Origin of the sequence: Archangium violaceum (assembly GCF_016887565.1) — a bacterium.
In the GTDB taxonomy this organism is placed as follows: domain Bacteria; phylum Myxococcota; class Myxococcia; order Myxococcales; family Myxococcaceae; genus Archangium; species Archangium violaceum_B.
In genome coordinates, this window is the sequence record NZ_CP069396.1 from 174,727 (window position 1) to 192,114 (window position 17,388).

Below are 17,388 nucleotides of genomic sequence, written 5' to 3' on the forward strand. Positions count from 1 at the left end.
CTTTCGGGCCTTTCGGAGGACATCCTGCCGTTGCACACCATAGCCTCGGGGCGCCCATGACCCGAACCCTCCGGCCTCGCACCCTGCTGCCGCTGTTCCTCTCCGCGCTGCTGCTGGCCGCGTGCGCCACCTCCCCACGCACCTGGGAGGCAACCGAGCCCAACGACACCACCGTCTGCGACGATGCGGATGCCGACCGGTGCATCGTGCTCGCCTGTGACGAGGGCGAGTGCGCCGTCTTCGACTGCGAGGACGTGGACCCGGAGGCGCTCACGCGAGGGCCCCTTGCGCAGGGGGCGGAGCTGGCACGATTCCCTCGCCCGCCTTTTCGCGCACCTGGCACCCAGCGCAACTGGAGGCGCGCGGGGCTCCGGGAGGACGCCCGACCCCGGATGACCTTCCACTTCCGCTACCGCCAGGGCTTCCTTCCGGCCTTCCCTCGGCTCGAAGGAAAGCTGATCAAGCACCACCTCTTTCCCCAGGCGCAGGAGTTCAGGACATGGCTCAACCGCAGTGGCATCAACATCCACGAGTGGACGATGCTCATCCCGGAACAAGTACACCTGCGCATTCACCGCGGTGCCAATGGAGGTACGTGGAACGCCGCGTGGCGGCAGGTCATGAGGAGCAGTCCCGGAGTCGTGCCAAAGGAAGTCCTGATCCGCAAGGCCTTCGAGCTGGCCCTGCGCTTCGACATCGCAGGTCCCCTCAGGTCGTACTACGCTCCAGTGCCTGCACCCGGACCCCAGCTTCTCGTTCCTTGACCTTCGGGTTCGAGACCCGGCCACATGAAATTCTACGAATTGGATGGAGACCCGTCGCCACGCTACACGGGCAACCTGAACGCTTCCCACAAATGGAGTCTGCCCGGTGTGGAACCCTGCCCTGTCTGTGATTTGCAGCCAGAGGGAGGGACATCGGCTCAATACCCGTGCGTGGACCTGTCGGCTCTGCCGCCCGAGGACCAGGAGAAGCTACTGGATTCCTGGCCCGTTCCGCGCGAGGAATTCATCCGGCGGCGCGAGCTCGTGCGTCCATTCGCGCCTCCCTACGCCGTACTGGAATCGGGAGCAGCGTTCGGCCCGCTCCAGGGAACAGGCTTGGGCTACTTCGGCCAGCTCATCATGCAGAACCCCTGGTCCCTCTGCATGCGCCGCGAGGCCCTGGAGCGCTTGCGGAGCGCGGGCGTGCGCGGCCTGACCGGCTGCCTCACCCAGGTGCGGTTCCGCACCAGACACGCTCCCGAGTTGCGGGACATCCAGCTCGAAAGCCATGGGCGATTCCACCCGGACTGCCTGCCGCCTCCGAATCCTCCGTGCCCCACCTGTGGTGTCGCCATGGGCCACGGCGTCCCGGACCCGTATTGCCTCGACGCCGCCTCACTGCCGCAGTACGTGGACATCTTCCGGCTGGCCGACGCCTCGACGCTCATCATCGCCAACGAGCGCATGGTGGACGCGGTGCGCCGCCTGGAACTGGACGGGGTCGTCTTCAAGGAGCTGGAGGTCCGCTGAGCCGGGGCGAAGGAGCGGCAGCGGGCGGTGCGCGACCTGCTGGAGGAGGTGGAAGCCGAGGCCCGAGGATTGGGTACGCCTGCATTGGGGGCACGGGTCGTGCGGGCACAGCACCGCATACTTGGCCTGAGCGCCTCAAGCGCAGTCTGCGGCCATTGGGGCATGCCTCCACGCGCCATGCGTTGAAGGAGTTGCGCGAGCAGTACCGGACCTTTGTCGCGGTGTTCCGAGAGGCGGCAGAGCGGTGGAGTCGGGGGGATTTCTCGGCTCGCTTTCCTCTCTTCTTCTTCCTACCGCGCGTCTTGCCGGGTCGTGCTGCTCAAGTTCTTTGACACCCTCTCGTGCTCGAGCAGTGCCTCAAGGAACTCGATCAGTGGCCCGCGGAATCCTGCTCCCACATCCCAGGTCGCCGTGGTCGCCTCCGGAATGACCTCTACGCTAGCGCGCCACCCTACACAATGCGGGAGAGCCACAAAATCGGGGCAGGCGCAGTCCAGCCGGTATGGTTTCTAGAGTGGTGTGGGGAATGCGGCTCACCAGTGACCGAGCCGACCCGGCAGCAAGCTGACCAGCGTCTGGATGGAGCTGGCCTGCTTCGGAAGCAGGTGGGCTCCACGGGGGGCCGAACAGTTCAGGTACCCGGAGGGCTGCTCAGGCCAGGACCCATCATTGTTGCGTCGGTATACCATCAGTCGGCCGCCATCCGCGGTGACGATGAGACGGCATCGCGTGAGATCCAGTCGCTCGACATAGACTCGGGCCTGCTCAAATGCTCTGTCGAGGGGCTCTCCCAATCCTTTCGCCTCGAACACCGCGACGCAGTTCTCTTGGGTGGTAGGCGTGCGGTCGAACACCGCGACGTCCACTCGGTTCCATTCAACCCCCAGGAGTTGCTCAGACCACCCCAGGCTTCGGAGGAGAGGGACGAGGATGTGTGCGACCACCTCGTGTTCCGTGGGCCGGTCTCCTGCGTACTTTCCCTTGTACCAGGCCGAGAGGCGCTTCACCTGTTCGAGCACATTGATGAGCCGATCCACGACGTCATTCGCCACGCCTGATGCGAACAATTCGATCCCGAGTTCCTCCCGCTTGAGTACGGGGCCGACAGTAGGCAGTGGCTTGAGTTCGCGCGCGACGAAGCGGGAGGCAAGCTGCTGGACGCGAGCACTGTCCACGACGTGGACACGCGTGAAGGTTGGCTGCTGCTTGCGGGTCGCGAAGACTTTCTTCAAATCGGGGAACTGCGCGAGGAGATCGGGCTCCCATTGGACACGGCGGGTATGTTGGAGATCCCAACCGAGGACATCATCGTAGTGCTCCTCCCAGGAGTATCCTCCTTCCTCCGGAATGATGCCGACCGCCACGACGTCATGTCCCAAGCGCATGAGGACCGGGTCTCCGGGGCTTGGCTCCGTCGCGAAAGAATGGATGGCGCCCATCATGCCGGCACCTTTGTAGGCAGGTCCTGGAGCGGGTCCCGGGGTGCCCGGGCCAATGAGCATCAGGTCATGCTCGAGAAAGAGTTCCCGGTAATCGCGTGCCGGTTCTCCCGCGGCGATCTGCCACAGCTGCGGCATGAATTTCCTCCTCGTTCACTCCGGTCGGATGGTCGTCGAGCGAATGCACTTCCGTTGGGAACACGGGTAGCTTCAAGCCACGGTGATGCGTGTGCCGGTGAGGCCCTCGCGCTCGATGGCCTCTTTGAGATCCTCGGAGACGACGAGGGCCAACGTCCAGCCCCAGGGGCGAACAATGTTCGTGCCCCTCGCTCTCGTCGGGTCGATGCTCATACCGTAGACGATCCGGTCTGGCCCACCCTCTCCGGCTGGCCGTCCTCGGGCTTGAAGTACCGCACCTCTTCGCAGCGCGCATCGTCGATGCAGCGGATGCTGCTGGGGCGTGACCGTCCCGGTCGCCTGCACCCACTGCAACGACGGACTTCAAGCGGTTCCCGGCGTACTTGGCAGACACGTATCCTACCTCGTGGTTCGGGCGGCGAAGGTTCAAACACCTCGTACCGCTGGGCTGGCGTGTGTCCCAAGGGGCTGCACGGCCTGTACTTCGGCCCCGCGCACAACCTGGGTGGCACCTGTCAGCGGCCCTCCTCGGCCCCTCTGTACCGTCCCTCCCTCTCAACAGGGCCTCCATTCCTCTTATGCGTCACGGAGATGCCGCGCGTCTGGGGCCTCCATGATATCCACCATTCTCCGTCCTCCGTAGCAGACCGGCTTGGTCAGCCACGGCGTCCGCGCCCTCTTCGGCTCATCCCTCGCTGCTGTCATCAGCAGCGCGCACCCCTCTTCCGATCTCAGCCCCATTTGAGGGAGCCGGGCCGGGCCCTTTCTTCGCCCCGTTCAGAGCAGGCATAATCGCCACGAATGGCCGAACCAGAGAGCAGAGCAGGAGAATGCATGACCGGTGAGGTGGTTGCCAGCGACCAGCAGTCGCATTCCCTTGCACAAAGGATCGGGGTGGAGGCGCTAATTGAGGCCACTGGGGAGTCGCTGGCGACGAGCGCTCCCAAGGATGCGACAATCAGCCTTCGCGCCGCTCGTTTTAACGTGGCTGCGAAAGCCGCAGCACCGGTGACCCAGGGAGTCGCTGATGGCAGGTGACGACACCCGAGTAACCAAGGTCTCCTCGGTCAAGGAACTCGCCCCGGTCGAGACGGAATGCTGCATCGTGCAGATTCACGGGCCGGAGTTGGGGAAGAAGTACACGCTCCAGGAGAGCGAGTTCACCATCGGGCGTGAAGAGGGCAACCGCATCGTGGTGGACCTCGACAACGTCTCGCGCAAGCACGCGCGCATCCTCCGCAGGCAGGGGAGGATGTTCGTGCAGGACCTGGGGTCCACCAACGGCACCTACCTGAACGACCAGGAGGTGACGCAGGAGACGCCGCTGCGTAGTGGGGACCTCATCAAGGTGGGCGGCTCCATCTTCAAGTTCCTCACCGGCGACAACGTGGAGCTGCAGTACCACGAGACCATCTACACGCTGACGATCGTGGATGGCCTGACCGGGGTGAACAACAAGCGCTACTTCCTTGAGCACCTAGAGCGGGAGATGGTGCGCTGCCACCGCTACGGGCGGCCGTTGACGCTGGCGATGTTCGACATCGACTTCTTCCAACGAATCAACGATGTGCACGGGCACTTGGCGGGTGACTACGTGCTGCGCGAGCTGGCGCAGACCATCAAGCGGCTGGTGCGCAAGGAGCAGTGCTTTGCGCGCTACGGCGGCGAGGAGTTCGCAGTCGTCATCCCCGAGGACGGGGGCGAGAAGGCGCGCATCTTCGCGGAGAAGATCCGCCGGTCCATCGAGGAGAAGCACTTTGCCTTCGAGAACCAGGAGATTCCGGTCACCCTTTCGATGGGGATGGCGGATATGACGCCAGACACGTTGGAGCCCCTGCAACTCATCAAGGTGGCGGACGCCAACCTCTACAAAGCCAAGAAGGGCGGACGTAACCGGGTTGTTGGTTCGAGCACACCGCTTCCGGCTCCTCCCGCCTCGCTGAAGCCGGGCTCGTCGGATGCGCTCACGACAATAACCCGGCTACCCCGTCGGCCCATTGACGGAATGGCACTTGTGCGACGCAACCTCGGCAGGTCTCCTCCGGGTCCCGTGTTGGCCTTCGAGGTGGCGGACGAGCGCACCATAATCGAGTTCCTGGGCTCATCGGGCTTCGAGGCATGGACTTTCGAGTTGGAGCAGGAAGTCGAAAAAGCCATCGGCCCCGTGGATCTCCTGGGAAGCTGGCGGGACCGCTACGTCCTCGCTGCCCTCGAAGTGAGGGGGCATGAGGACCGAGCCCATACCGTGGTCGATGCTGTCAGGACTGCGTGGACTGCGCGACCTGTTCCGGATGCCGCTAGCGGGAGGCTGACGCGCTCGTTGCGCACAGCGGTCCTCCCTCCGGACGCTGTCGTGGCTACTGGAGAGCGTTGCCTGGATCGTCTCGCGGTCCAGCTCCTCGATGACGCGGGGCGCGCAGTCTTGCAGGATGCTCGTTCCGATCTACCCTTTCCCCTGGCCGCACCGCGTGCGCTCGTGCTCGCCCAGCGCACGGCGTTCACCCGACTCAAGGCCATCGTGGATGCGCTGGAGTCATCGCTACGCTTCGTGGTGGCCCTGGAATTCGCTTTGTTGCGCGAAGGCGAGCACGCGGAGGCTCGTAATGAGGCTGCGGGTCTGCTCGCCAGTCATACCGGCCGGCCGCTCACGCTGGGTACATGGGAGGAACTGGCCATTCGGCTCGCCGCGCTCCTTCCTACGCCATCGAGCGAGCCCGTGATGGGCGCGCTGCGGAACCTGGTGCGCCCCGATGGTCAACGCTCCGCGCTGTCGGAGCGGGTACACGAAGCTGTCCACGAGCGGGATCGGCTCATCGGCCACGGCATTACCCTGTCCGATGATGCATATCGCGAGCAGGAAGAGGTATTCGGGAAGCTGCTCGATGAATTCCTCAAGCTGCTGGAGCCGCTCAAGCAGGCACGACTCGTCAGCGTGGCCGAGATCGAATCGCTGGAGACGGATGACGACAACGTGCGTTATGCGCTCTACGGCCACCAGGGAGCTACCGAACATTTCCCCATCGGCCACGAGAGCCTTGAAGCGCGTCTGGCTCGCGATTGGTGCTATCTCCTCGTCCCGGGTCGTGCTCCACTGTGCCTCGCGCCGGTCGTGGCTGCACGGACGTGCGAGAGCTGCGGGCGGATAGAGGTATTCCTAGCCGAGGGACTCTGGCCGGGACCCAAGGGGGCCGAGGCTCGCGTCAGGGGCGTTACCTCCAACCACAAGGCCTCGATCCGTGTTCCCTTCGACACACGAGCCCGGCTCTTCTTTGAGGCCATCAAAGCTGTCACCGATAAGAACCTCCCATCATCCACGGCTGTGCCCACGTCGAGTCCTACGTCTGAACGGCAATCGACCGTATCCGCCGGGCTCACGGCCACCTTGGCGGCATCAGCGACAGTGTCCCCGTCCACCACCGTGACGACGAACTCTATTGTCCATGCAACTCCGCCCCACTTGAGTCCTCCGTCTTCGCAAGGCCCGACGATGGCTGGGCAGGCTACTTCGTCTCCATCCATTACCGCGCTGACGACCCCGCTCATTCCCGCCGCACTACGTGCGGCGCTCGTCACCGGGCGCGTCATCCCCTTCGTTGGCGCTGGTGTGTCGATGGCGGTGATGGACGCGACACGGCCGGGCGAGCGCCTCTTCCCGAGCTGGGGGGCTCTACTCGGATTGACAGCGCAGCGGTTGGACGCGGAAGGGCTCACCGGCGACGCGATGGCGGTGCGGGGCGCGTTGTCGAAGAAGGTGCCGAATCACCTCGATGCCGCCCGCACCGCACGCGAGGGTCTTGGCCCAACCTGGTACAAGGTGCTTGGCGAGATGTTCGATCCGCCCCGTGGCCGCGCGCTAGAAGAGAGCCTTGAGTTGCCGCGTGCCATCTGGGAGCTCGGCAGCAAGCTCGTGATCACGACGAACTATGATCGCGTCCTGTTCTGGTCGAGTCCTGATAGGGATGACCTACGCTTATGGGACATCCAGGCACCCGCAGAGTTCGTGAAACTCCTGCGCAATGAACTCGACCACCCAACGATCTGGCATCTGCATGGCACAATCGCGAACGCAGCGAACCTGATCCTCACGCCCGACGGTTACAGCCGTCTTTATCCAGCGAGCGACGCGGGAGGCGTTCACTACGAGGCCGCGCTTACCTCGCTGCGTCACCTGCTCGCATCGCACACGCTGCTCTTCGTCGGCTTCAGTTTCGAGGACACGAGCTTCGGGGATCAACTCCGATGGCTAGAGGAGACGTTCCGGGGCGCTGGGGGCCCGCACTATGTGCTTGTGCGTGAGACCGAACGCGACCGCATGCGCGCTCGGCTGCAGGGGCTTCCCCTGGAGCTCCTGCCCTACGCGGATCATGGCAAGCCGCTCGTGGCTCGTGTACGAGAGCTCGCAGCTATACGCCAGCAACATTCATGAGCCTGTAATGGAGGCTGCTGGAACCCGGCAGCCGCACCCGCAGTCACGATTACGGTAGTTCCACCAGGCTCGAGGTTCGGGCTGCTCGCCTGGGACCGGGACGCCGTGCTCCGCACCTTCTTCGCGTATCCCGCCGATACCTACTCAGGGCTGACGCTCCAACTGCTCTCGTCGTCCTACGACGGGCGGGCCAACGCGCGGTACCTCCTGAAGCGGGGGACGCAACACACTTTCCTGGGCGGACTCGAGACCCTCACCAGCACCACCGGTGTGGCGCTCAATGATTGGGTCACACAGTGGGTCGCGGGGGATGCGGCCTGGAACAACGTGCTGGAACCGTGAGCGCACTCCTGGTGGAGTCATATGCTCAGCCCTGCAACTCCCGCAGCGTCACCGAGGGCGGCGCGTCCAGCACTCGCCGGGTGGCGAACATCCCCGCGCTCACCGCCGCCAGCACCCCCAGCCCGCCACCCACCAACACCAGCCGCCAGTCCGCCTGCCACGGCAGGTTGAACACCTGCGTGGCGATGACCCCGGCCAGGACGGAGGCCGCGCACGCCGCGGTGAGGCCCGACAGCAGGCCAATGGCCGCGAACTCCGAGGCCTGGGCGAGCCGCAGCTGCCGGCGGCTGCCGCCCAGCACCCGCATCACCCCTCCCTCCAGCAGCCGCTCGTCCTGGCTGGCGCTGACCGCGGCCATCAACACCAGCAAGCCCGCGAGCAGCGAGAAGTAGAACACCACCTCCACCACGGTGGAGACCTGGTCCGCCGTGGCGCGCACCTGCTTCAGCAGCGCGTCGATATCCACCACCGAGAGGTTGGGATGGCGCGCCACCAGCTCCGCGGTGAAGCGCGTGCGCTCGGCGGGCACGTGCACCGCGGTGATGTAGCTGGCCGCATAGCCCACGAGTGCGCCCGGCGAGACCAGCACGATGAAGTTCGGCCGGAAGCTCTCCCACTCCACCTCGCGCAGGCTGGTGACGGTGGCCTCGAGCCGCTGGCCCGCGATGTCGAAGGCCACGCGGTCGCCGAGCTTCCAGCCCATCGATTTGGCGAAGCCCTCCTCCACCGAGAGCTCCGGCTTCTCCGGGCGCCGTGGGCCCCAGAACGTGCCGGCGGTGATGCGGTTGTCCTCGCGAAGCGTGTCGGCCGTGGAGAGGTTGTACTCGCGATCCGTGCGCCGCTGCCTGCGACGCTCCTCCTCGGAGCCGGCGTCACCCGTGTCGGGCGCCGCCTTCACCGGCTCGCCGTTGTGCGCCACCAGTCGGCCGCGGACCATGGGGAAGAGGTCTGGCGCGGACAACCCCTGCTCGGCCATGAAGGCACGCACCGGCTCCATCTGGTCCTCCTGCACGTTGAGGATGAAGCGGTTGGGCGCCTCCTGGGCGAGTGACACCTGCCAGCGGTCGAGCAGGTCGGTGCGCACGAAGGTGAGCAGCAGCAACGCCATCAGCCCCAGGCCGAGCGCCGTCACCTGCGCGACGCTGGTGGCCGCCCGCCGGCTCACGTTGGCCAGTCCGTAGCGCAGGCTCCCGCGCAGCCGCGAGCGCAGCCGCCGCACCACGGCGATGAGCCCCCACGCCAGTGCGGCCAGCACTCCCAGCGTGGCGATGATGCCGAGGAGCATCGCGGACGCCAGCCCCGCCGAGCCGGCCTTCCACCACAGCAGCGCGGCCAGCCCCAGCACGCCCAAGAACCCCACCAGCCAGGAGCTCGGCTCGGTGCGGTCGAGGTCCCTGCGCAACACGCGCAGCGCGGGCACCCGGCGCAGCGCGAGGATGGGGGGTGCTCCGAAGGTCAGCAGCACCACCAGGCCCACCCCATACCCCTGCACCGCGGGCACCCAGCCCGCCGCCGGGATGGACAGCTTCAGCGCCTCGGAGAGCCAGTTGCCCACCAGCCACTGGAGGACGAAGGCGATCAGCACGCCGAGGGAGCTCGCGATGAGCCCGACGAGCAGCAGCTCGCCACCGTGGGTGGCCACCAGCGTGCGCTGGCTCGCGCCCAGACACCGCATCACCGCGGTGCTCGACAGGTGCCGCTCGCTGTGCCGGCGCGCGGCCATGGCCACGGCCACCGCCGCCAGCACCACCGACACCAGCGCCGCCAGGCTCAGGAAACGGTCGGCCCGGTCGAGCGCGGAGCGCATCTCCGGCCGCGCGTCCTGCACCGTCTCCAGGCGCTGGCCGCGCACGAGCCCCTGGCGCGCGGTGCGCACGAAGCGCTCCACCGCGGTCGGCTCTCCGGCGACCACCAGGCGGTAGCGCAGCCGGCTGCCCTCCTGCACCAGCCCCGTCGCGGGCAGGTCGGCGAGGTTGAGGAACACCCGGGGCGCGATGTTGAAGTAGTCGAGCGCCGCGTCCGGCTCCTGCACCACCAGCGCGGTGAGCCGCAGCCGCGACTCGCCAATGCCAATCATGTCCCCCAACCGGGCGCCCAACGAGTCCGCGCCGGCGCGGCTCATCCACACGCTGCCCCGCTCGGGGATGCCGTCGGCGTCATGCTCCGGGCCGTCCACCGTCTCCACGATGCGGAAGCGGCCCCGCAGGGGAAAGCCCTCGCCGAGCGCGCGGACATCTCCGAACTTGAGCCGCTCATCGTCCGCGTCGCCGACCCGGACCATGCTGGACAGCTCCTGCGTCTGGGTGCTTCGCAGCCCGGGGGCCCCCGCCGCCTCGCGCACCACCCCGTCGAGTGGGGTGTCGCCGATCACCACCGCATCACCCCCGAGCAGCCGGTTGGCCTCCAGGGCGAGCGCGCGCTCGGCCCGGTCGGTCACGAAGCCAATGGCCGTCACCGCCAACACCGCGAGCACCAGTGCGGAGAAGAGGATGCGGAGGTCTCCGGAGGCGAAGTCACGGCGCAGCTGGCGCCAGGCCATCCCGAGCAGCCTCATGACTGCCGCTCCTCGGCCACCAGTCGGCCGCCGTCGAGCCGCAGCCGCCGCCCGCAGCGCGCCGCGAGCCGCTCGTCATGGGTGACGAGCACCAGGGTGGTTCCCGCCTCCGCGTTGAGCGAGAACAGCAGCTCGACGATGGACTGGCCGGTGTTCGTGTCGAGGTTGCCGGTGGGCTCGTCGGCGAAGAGCACCGCCGGCCGGGTGACGAAGGCGCGCGCCAGGGCCACGCGCTGCTGCTCTCCCCCCGACAGCTGGCGCGGGTAGTGGCCGAGCCGCTCCCCCAGCCCCACCTTGCCGAGGATGGCCCGGGCGGGAGTCTCCACGTCCGCGTCTCCGCGCAGCTCGAGCGGGAGCATCACGTTCTCCAGTGCCGTCAGCGAGGGGAGCAGCTGGAAGCTCTGGAAGACGAAACCCACCTTCTCGCCGCGCACGCGCGCACGTCCGTCCTCGTCCAGGGCGGACAGCGGCTCGCCATCCAACAGCACGCTGCCGGAAGTGGGCGTGTCCAGCCCGGCCATCAGCGACAGCAGCGTGCTCTTTCCCGAGCCGGAGGCCCCGACGATGGCCACGGTGTCGCCATGGGAGATGGAGAAGCCCACCCCCTCGAGGATGGTGAGCGCTCCGGACGGCAGTGGCACCCGTTTGCCCAGTTCCGACACCTGCAGGGCCAACCGCTGGGGGTCGGGCTGGACTGGGGTGTGCATCGCGATGTCGTGGGGCATAGTGGTGTCTTCGTCAGGGGAGTGTCTGCTCGCGGAGCAGGCTTGTAATGGCGAGCCGGAGGAGTCGCAGCGAATGAGTCAACGATACATGAGGGAGCGCACTTGGGCCCGCGGTGTGCTCGGCTGCCTGGTGCTGACGCTGGCGGTGTCGCTGCCCGCTCTGGCGGAGCCAGCCGCGACGGCCGCACCCGTGCGGACGGTGTTGGTGATGGGAGACTCGCTGTCCGCCGCCTACGGGATCGCGCCGGAGGAAGGCTGGGTGGCGCTGACGGCCGAGCGCATGGCCAAACAGGCGCCTGGGTGGCGGGTGGTGAATGCCAGTGTGAGTGGTGAGACAACCGCGGGGGGCGCCTCGCGGATAGGGGGAGAGCTGGCGCGCAACCGGCCGGAGGTGGTGGTCATCGCCCTGGGGGGCAACGACGGCCTGCGGGGCCTGCCGCTCAAGCAGACCCGGGCCAACCTGGAGAAGATGGTGAGCGCGGCCAAATCCTCCGGGGCGCGGGTGCTGCTGGTGGGCATGCGCATGCCGCCCAACCTGGGGAAGGCCTACACGGAGGGCTTCACGGCCAACTACCGCGCGGTGGCCGAGGCGCATCAGGTGGCCCTGCTCCCGTTCCTGCTGGAGCCCATCGCGCTGGACCGCAACGCCTTCCAGGCCGACAACATCCACCCCATCGCCGCCGTGCAGCCCAAGCTGCGAGATCACGTCTGGCCCGCGCTGGCTCCGCTGCTGAAGTAGGCAGGAGAGCGGCCACGTCGGCGGCGGGGTGGGGGGTGTTCCGGCACCTGGATGCGTAGAGTGTGCGGGATGAGTGCCTCGCCCGACACCTCCACCCCTTCCTCCTCGTCCCAGGCCCGCCCGCGCCGACGCTGGCCGCGCCGCTTGCTGTGGATGGGCCTCGGTCTGGCTGTCTTGTTGGTTGTCGGCTCGGTGTACCAGGCCGTGTCCGCGGCGGCGGATGCGCACGACTTCCCCCCGCCGGGACGGATGGTGGACGTGGGCGGCTACCGCCTGCACCTGAACTGCACGGGGGAGGGGAGCCCCACCGTGGTGTTGGAGACGGGCGCCAACGCCATGTCCTCGGGCTGGGCCTGGGTGCAGCCGGAGGTGGCGAAGTCCACGCGCGTCTGCTCGTACGATCGGGCGGGGACGGCCTGGAGCGAGCTGGCTCCAGGGCCTCGCGACGCGGCGCACGTCGCCGAGCAGCTCCACACGCTGCTGGCGAACGCGGGTGAGCGGGGTCCCTTCGTCCTGGTGGGGCACTCGCTGGGCGGGCTCTTCGTACGCCTCTACGCGGACCGTCATCCGGGAGAGGTCGCCGGCATGGTGCTGCTGGATGCCTCGCACCCGGACCAGATGCAGCGGCTGCCGGAGTCCGCCCGGAAGCAGTTCGAGTTGGGCATGAAGGTGATGGACCTCGCGCCCGCGCTCATCCACGTGGGCCTGGTGCGCGCCACGGGTCTCTTCGCCGCGATCGGGCGGGGGCTGCCCGAGCGGGCCTTCGCGGAGGTGGAGGCCTTCTCCGCCACGACCCGGAACCTGGAGGCCGCCTCCGCCGAGATGCGGGCCTGGGACGACTCCGCGGCCCAGGTGCGTGCCACGCGGGGACTCGGTGAGCGGCCCCTGCTGGTGGTGAGCGCGGGGTCGGCCGCGGGGGCGGAGGAACTCGTTCCGGCGTTCCAGGCCCTGCACCGCGAGCTGGTCTCGCTCTCCTCCCGTGGCGAGTACCGTCTCATCCCCGAGGCCAACCACCTCTCGTTGCTCACGGATGAGGCACATGCCCGCCAGACGAGCGCCGCCATCCTCGAGGTGGTGGGCAAGGTGCGTGCCCCGCCGGTGGCCGGAGCGGCCTCGCCCTAGCCGCTCTGCAGAAGCATCAGACGGAAAGTCCAGTCGCCGCGTCCGCTCCTTCTTCGGTTCCGCCTTCGTTACTGCCTCAGGCGCTGGGGGACCGGACAATCTCCAGATTTCACCTGACGATATCACTCATCCATCCTTCAATGACTGGCAAGGGGCCGAGGAGGGGTCGTTCGTGCAACCGCTGCCGGCGAAATGGGGATAGGTTGGGTCGAAAAGTTCGAGAGAATCGATATGTCCTCCGAGCCCGGTACGCCGACCCTTGACCAGTTGCGAGTATTCCTGACGGTGGTGGAGGTGGGCAGCTTCGCCGGGGCGGCACGCCAGCTGAAGCGGGCCACGTCGGTCATCAGCTACACGATCGCCAACCTGGAGGCGCAGCTCGGCGTCTCTCTCTTCGACCGCGAGTCGACCCGGAAGCCGCGGCTGACCGAGGCGGGGCGCACGGTGCTGGCGGAGGCGCGCACCATCTCCAATGGCGTGGACGGGCTGCGCGCCAAGGTGAAGGGGCTTCTGCGGGGACTCGAGGCGGAGCTCCGCGTCGCGCTCGACGTGATGCTGCCGGCGTCGCGCGTGGTCGACGCGCTCACGTCCTTCCGCAAGGAGTTTCCGACGGTGTCGCTGCACCTGTACATGGAGGCGCTCGGCGCGGTGACGCAGCGGGTGCTCGATGGCGCGGCCACGCTCGGTGTCAGCGGACCGCTCGACGCGGGCATCGGCGGAATCGAACGTATCTCGGTGGGCAGCGTGGAGATGATTCCCGTGGCGGCACCGGAGCACCCGCTGGCGCGGGCGAAGCGGAATCAGCCGGGCGCCGGGCGGGCGCATGTGCAACTCGTGCTGACGGACCGCTCGACGCTCACGCAAGGCAAGGACATCGCGGTCCTGAGCCCCCGGACGTGGCGGCTGGCCGATCTCGGCTCCAAGCACATGCTGCTGAGGGAAGGAATCGGGTGGGGGAACATGCCCATCCCGATGGTGCGCGAAGACCTCGAGTCTGGACGCCTCGTCCACCTCGACATGCCCGACTTCAGGGGCGGGTCCTACGGCTTCCACGCCATCTACCGGACGGACTCTCCGCCGGGGCCGGCCGCTTCCTGGCTCATCTCCCGTTTCCAGGGGCAGCGCTCGGAGTAGACATGCCGATTTTCTCGAACGTTTCGACCGAGATTATGCCAGTTTCGTCGTAACAACAGACGCAGTACTTCTTCCTCATCAAGCCGGCCCGAACACCTCGGGACGGGTCGTACCCACGCCGTGCTCACTGTTGATGGAGGAAGTCTCACATGCGCCAGAACCTGCTCATTGCCATTCTTTCGCTGTCCTATGCCCTCGCCGCTTGTGGCGGAGACGCGCTGACCTTGGAGGAGGGCCTCGGGGTGAACGAGGACGGCGTGGTGACGCTCACCACCGCGACCTTCGACACGACGTACCAGGCGCCTTTCTGCGCCGACGCGGGTGCGAATTGTGATTCGGGCTCGCTGCTCAACGGCCGCTCGGACGCGGTGCCCGAGGCGAACGGGCCCAACACGCTCGAGGCGAGCTGCGCGGACGGCACCTGGGGTGGCTACTTCGTGAAGCGGGCCATCGAGCACCTCTCGGTGAGCACCCCGGACGGCTCGGCCCTGGCCGCGGGCAAGACGGTGAAGCTGGAGGCGACCGTGTATGCCTATTCGCTCGTGCAGGACAAGCTGGACCTGTACTACACGGCGAGCGTCGAGAACCCATCGTGGACGTACCTCGGCACGTACACGCCGGACCGCAGTGGCCTCAACACCTTCGCCGTCACGTACACCCTGCCCGCGGGCGGTGTGCAGGCCGTGCGCGCCAACTTCCGCTTCGTCGACTCCAACAACACCAATAGCCCCCCGTCCATCTGCAGCAGCGGCAACTACGACGACCACGACGACCTGATCTTCGCGGTGCGGTCTCCGGTTGCCCTCCGCTGACACACCCTGCCTGGGGGCACGGGCCGTCCAGCGCGGCATCCACATGCCCCGCCCGAGCGCCTCGGGCACAGCCCGGGGCCGTTGGGGCATGTCTCCTTGCCCCATCTCGACCCTCCTGACGCTCCGAGAGCCGGCTTCCGGGCGCGATTTCGAGCAACTGGTCCGATGGTCGGACCAGTTCGGGCCGACTGCGACCGGAAGGTGTTCCTCTCAACACGGCTGGAATCTCTGCCGACCATGTCCAAGAAATTCGTGGACAGTCCGCTAGAGGCTCCCGGAAATCGACGGGAGGGCCGATGAGCTCGAGCCGGTCCCACCGTCCAACGCTCAACCGAGAAGGAGCCGTCATGACGATCAAAGCAGCGACCCCCTACTTCATCCTCAATGGCAGGGCCGAGCAGGCCATCGCCTTCTACCAGCGTGCCCTCGGCGCGAAAACGGAGGCACTCCAGCGGTTCGGAGACGTCGACCAGAGTTGTCCCGTGGCGATGAAGAGCCGGGTCATGCACGCGGCCCTGCGCGTGGGCGACGCGCTGCTGATGATGAGCGACGGCTCCGACGAGGAGCTGCCGCCACGGAGCGGGAACGTGAGCATCGCCCTCCAGTTCGATGATCCCGACCAGGCCCGGCAATGCTTCGACGCGCTGGCGACGAACGGCAAGGCCATCCAGCCACTCATCGACGCCCCCTGGGGTGAGCTGTTCGGCGTGGTTTCCGACGAGTTCGGCATCAACTGGATGTTCAACAGCGCCAAGGTCAAGAAGGCCTGACGCACGTTCCCGCTGGCCATTGGCGCCGCCAGCGTCTGGGTCTTCAACGGAGCGTGCGTCCTCGGCGCCGTCGTGATGGGGGCCCTGACGCTGGGGCTGGCGTGGCGTTACCAGGTGACATCGACCCGCGCGGGCGCGGTGGTCCGAGCGGACCCGGAGCCCGCCAGGAAGCGCTCCAGCACCGTCTTGCGGAAGGGCAGGAACTGGTCGCGGAGCGCCGGGGAGATGGCGTAGCGGCCGGAGTCCGCCGGGTCATCGGTCTCGGTGCTGTGGACGAAGTTCGCCGACGCGGGCCACGTCAGGCCACCGCCCACGGGCCTGCCGCTGTTGCGCTGGTGGCAGCCGCCGCAAGAGAGGGCCTGGGCGCGGGCCACGACATCCCGAGGCGTCAGCGAGCTGCCCACTCGGGCGAGCTCCTGGCCGATGGCCTGGTGGAAGGCGCTGGGGCCGGGGCCGAACCGGGCGAGGTAGTCATCCGCCCCGCCCGGGGTCTGGGCATCATCCTGGGCGGCGTTGAAGGTATCCGGCACCGAGTAGTTGAAGCGGTCGAGGTCATCGAGGGCCAGGCTCGCCACCTGGGTGACGAAGTGGCTCTGGAAGGCGGAGGCGCGGGAGTCGGTGGACGCGGGGTTGAACAGCCCTCCGAAGGGGTTCGTCTTCACCGTCGCCGGGACGAACGCGAGCGTGCACGCGGCCCGCGAGGTGCAATCCCTCACCAGCTTGAACTCACGCAGCATCCACGGCACCGGAGGCGCGTCCGGCCCGCCCCGGAAGAACTGGTTGGTGCGCACCTGCCCGAGGCTCCTCGGGTTGTTGCCGTACAGGTTCATGCCCACCACCGGCTCGAAGCCCGGCAGCCCCGAGAAGTAGAAGGACTCCAGCTTGTCGGCGCGCGCCAGGGGGTCCGACACGGAGGACAGCCCGCTCCAGAACTCGGCCACGGGCCGGCAGCCCTCGAGCCCCAGCTCGGGGTGCGGGTTGGGCAGGACCGACTCGAAGTTGATGAAGTTCCGCATGCCGGGATTGAAGGGCAGCTTCGCCAGGACGATGCGGTATTGGCCGCAGTCGGAGCCGTCCGCGGCCGCCAGGTCGAAGCGGTTGTAGAGGCCCACCGCCCCATAGCTGTCCAGGTTGATGACGGACCCGAGCCGCGCCTGTCCGCCCTCGCTCGGGCGGCACACGTAGGGGAAGCCGTTGAGCGTGTTGCCGTTGTCGGTGCAGTGCGGCATGCCCGGCAGGTCCGCCTGCCCGGGCGCCGGGTTCTGCGTGTCCCAGAGCTGGCGGAAGAGCTGGTCGGCGGTGAAGCCCGTCCCGCCGTTGTCGGCGACCAGCCGGGTGAACACCCGCCGCCCGTTGAACCGGGACAGGATGCTCTTCTCCGTCACGATCAGCGAGCGGAAGGGATCCACGGGAGCGGGAGCCGTGGAGGGCTGGGGGGAAGGAGGCGGGGGAACCATTCCGATGCCGGTGCGATCCGACTGCGGCGCCTCGTCCGCTTCGGAGCCCGCGGGCCCCTCACACGCACTCAACATGGCGGCGGCGATCGCCACCCGACACACCCGATTGAAACGCTCGTGGCCCACGGAGTTTCCCTTTCGCGCGGCGCGAGGAGGCGCCGGACGAACAGTTGGACCCGTGAGCGCCCCCAAGTGGGCAACGCATCCCGCTTCCGA

The 17,388-nt window shown here is 67.5% G+C and carries 15 protein-coding genes; 10 read left to right on the forward strand and 5 right to left on the reverse strand.

Annotation, left to right across the window (positions count from 1 at the left end; all coding sequences use genetic code 11):
- Nucleotides 1-56: 56 nt before the first annotated feature.
- Nucleotides 57-764 (forward strand): SitA6 family polymorphic toxin lipoprotein, encoded by a 708-nt coding sequence (gene sitA6 / locus JRI60_RS00800; protein WP_204223889.1) that lies wholly within the window; start codon nt 57-59, stop codon nt 762-764.
- 24 nt (nt 765-788) lie between these two features.
- Nucleotides 789-1,514 carry a SitI6 family double-CXXCG motif immunity protein gene (gene sitI6 / locus JRI60_RS00805; protein ID WP_204223890.1) on the forward strand — a complete coding sequence of 242 codons (726 nt, stop codon included), beginning with the start codon at nt 789-791 and terminating at the stop codon, nt 1,512-1,514.
- Nucleotides 1,515-2,047: 533 nt separating this feature from the next.
- Here sitI6 and JRI60_RS00810 read toward each other — a convergent pair.
- Both JRI60_RS00810 and JRI60_RS00815 read right to left on the reverse strand, forming a co-directional pair.
- Nucleotides 2,048-3,091, reverse strand: a complete 1,044-nt coding sequence (locus tag JRI60_RS00810) for a hypothetical protein (protein WP_204223891.1) — start codon at nt 3,089-3,091, stop codon at nt 2,048-2,050.
- Between the two features lie 72 nt (nt 3,092-3,163).
- Nucleotides 3,164-3,304, reverse strand: coding sequence for a hypothetical protein (locus JRI60_RS00815; protein ID WP_204223892.1), 141 nt, complete (start codon nt 3,302-3,304; stop codon nt 3,164-3,166).
- A gap of 621 nt (nt 3,305-3,925) precedes the next feature.
- Here JRI60_RS00815 and JRI60_RS00820 point away from each other — a divergent pair.
- From JRI60_RS00820 to JRI60_RS00830, 3 genes are all read left to right on the forward strand, one after another.
- Nucleotides 3,926-4,129, forward strand: a complete 204-nt coding sequence (locus tag JRI60_RS00820; RefSeq protein ID WP_204223893.1) for a hypothetical protein — start codon at nt 3,926-3,928, stop codon at nt 4,127-4,129.
- Nucleotides 4,119-7,517 (forward strand): diguanylate cyclase, encoded by a 3,399-nt coding sequence (locus JRI60_RS54285; RefSeq protein ID WP_204223894.1) that lies wholly within the window; start codon nt 4,119-4,121, stop codon nt 7,515-7,517. The genes JRI60_RS00820 and JRI60_RS54285 overlap by 11 nt, the downstream gene beginning before the upstream one ends.
- Nucleotides 7,518-7,622: 105 nt before the next feature.
- Nucleotides 7,623-7,859, forward strand: a complete 237-nt coding sequence (locus JRI60_RS00830; protein WP_204223895.1) for a hypothetical protein — start codon at nt 7,623-7,625, stop codon at nt 7,857-7,859.
- Between the two features lie 25 nt (nt 7,860-7,884).
- Here the strand turns inward: JRI60_RS00830 and JRI60_RS00835 are convergent, their stop codons facing one another.
- A complete protein-coding gene (locus JRI60_RS00835; protein ID WP_204223896.1) occupies nt 7,885-10,413 on the reverse strand; it encodes an ABC transporter permease in 2,529 nt (842 codons plus the stop codon).
- Nucleotides 10,410-11,120 carry an ABC transporter ATP-binding protein gene (locus JRI60_RS00840; RefSeq protein ID WP_239470266.1) on the reverse strand — a complete coding sequence of 237 codons (711 nt, stop codon included), beginning with the start codon at nt 11,118-11,120 and terminating at the stop codon, nt 10,410-10,412. The genes JRI60_RS00835 and JRI60_RS00840 overlap by 4 nt, the downstream gene beginning before the upstream one ends.
- Before the next feature lie 106 nt (nt 11,121-11,226).
- On the opposite strand from JRI60_RS00840, the gene JRI60_RS00845 reads away from it, so the two are divergent.
- The 5 genes from JRI60_RS00845 (at nt 11,227) to JRI60_RS00865 (ending at nt 15,715) form a co-directional block, all read left to right on the forward strand.
- A complete protein-coding gene (locus tag JRI60_RS00845; protein WP_239470267.1) occupies nt 11,227-11,877 on the forward strand; it encodes an arylesterase in 651 nt (216 codons plus the stop codon).
- 69 nt (nt 11,878-11,946) lie between these two features.
- Nucleotides 11,947-12,999, forward strand: coding sequence for an alpha/beta hydrolase (locus JRI60_RS00850; RefSeq protein ID WP_204223898.1), 1,053 nt, complete (start codon nt 11,947-11,949; stop codon nt 12,997-12,999).
- 231 nt (nt 13,000-13,230) lie between these two features.
- Nucleotides 13,231-14,133, forward strand: coding sequence for a LysR family transcriptional regulator (locus tag JRI60_RS00855; protein WP_204223899.1), 903 nt, complete (start codon nt 13,231-13,233; stop codon nt 14,131-14,133).
- 149 nt (nt 14,134-14,282) lie between these two features.
- Entirely contained in the window at nt 14,283-14,945 is a 663-nt protein-coding gene (locus JRI60_RS00860; protein ID WP_204223900.1) for a hypothetical protein, read from the forward strand.
- Between the two features lie 347 nt (nt 14,946-15,292).
- Complete coding sequence (locus JRI60_RS00865; RefSeq protein WP_204223901.1) at nt 15,293-15,715, forward strand: VOC family protein; 423 nt, start codon at nt 15,293-15,295, stop codon at nt 15,713-15,715.
- A gap of 107 nt (nt 15,716-15,822) precedes the next feature.
- On the opposite strand, the gene JRI60_RS00870 is transcribed toward JRI60_RS00865, so the two are convergent.
- Nucleotides 15,823-17,298 carry a hypothetical protein gene (locus tag JRI60_RS00870; protein ID WP_204223902.1) on the reverse strand — a complete coding sequence of 492 codons (1,476 nt, stop codon included), beginning with the start codon at nt 17,296-17,298 and terminating at the stop codon, nt 15,823-15,825.
- Nucleotides 17,299-17,388 lie beyond the last annotated feature (90 nt).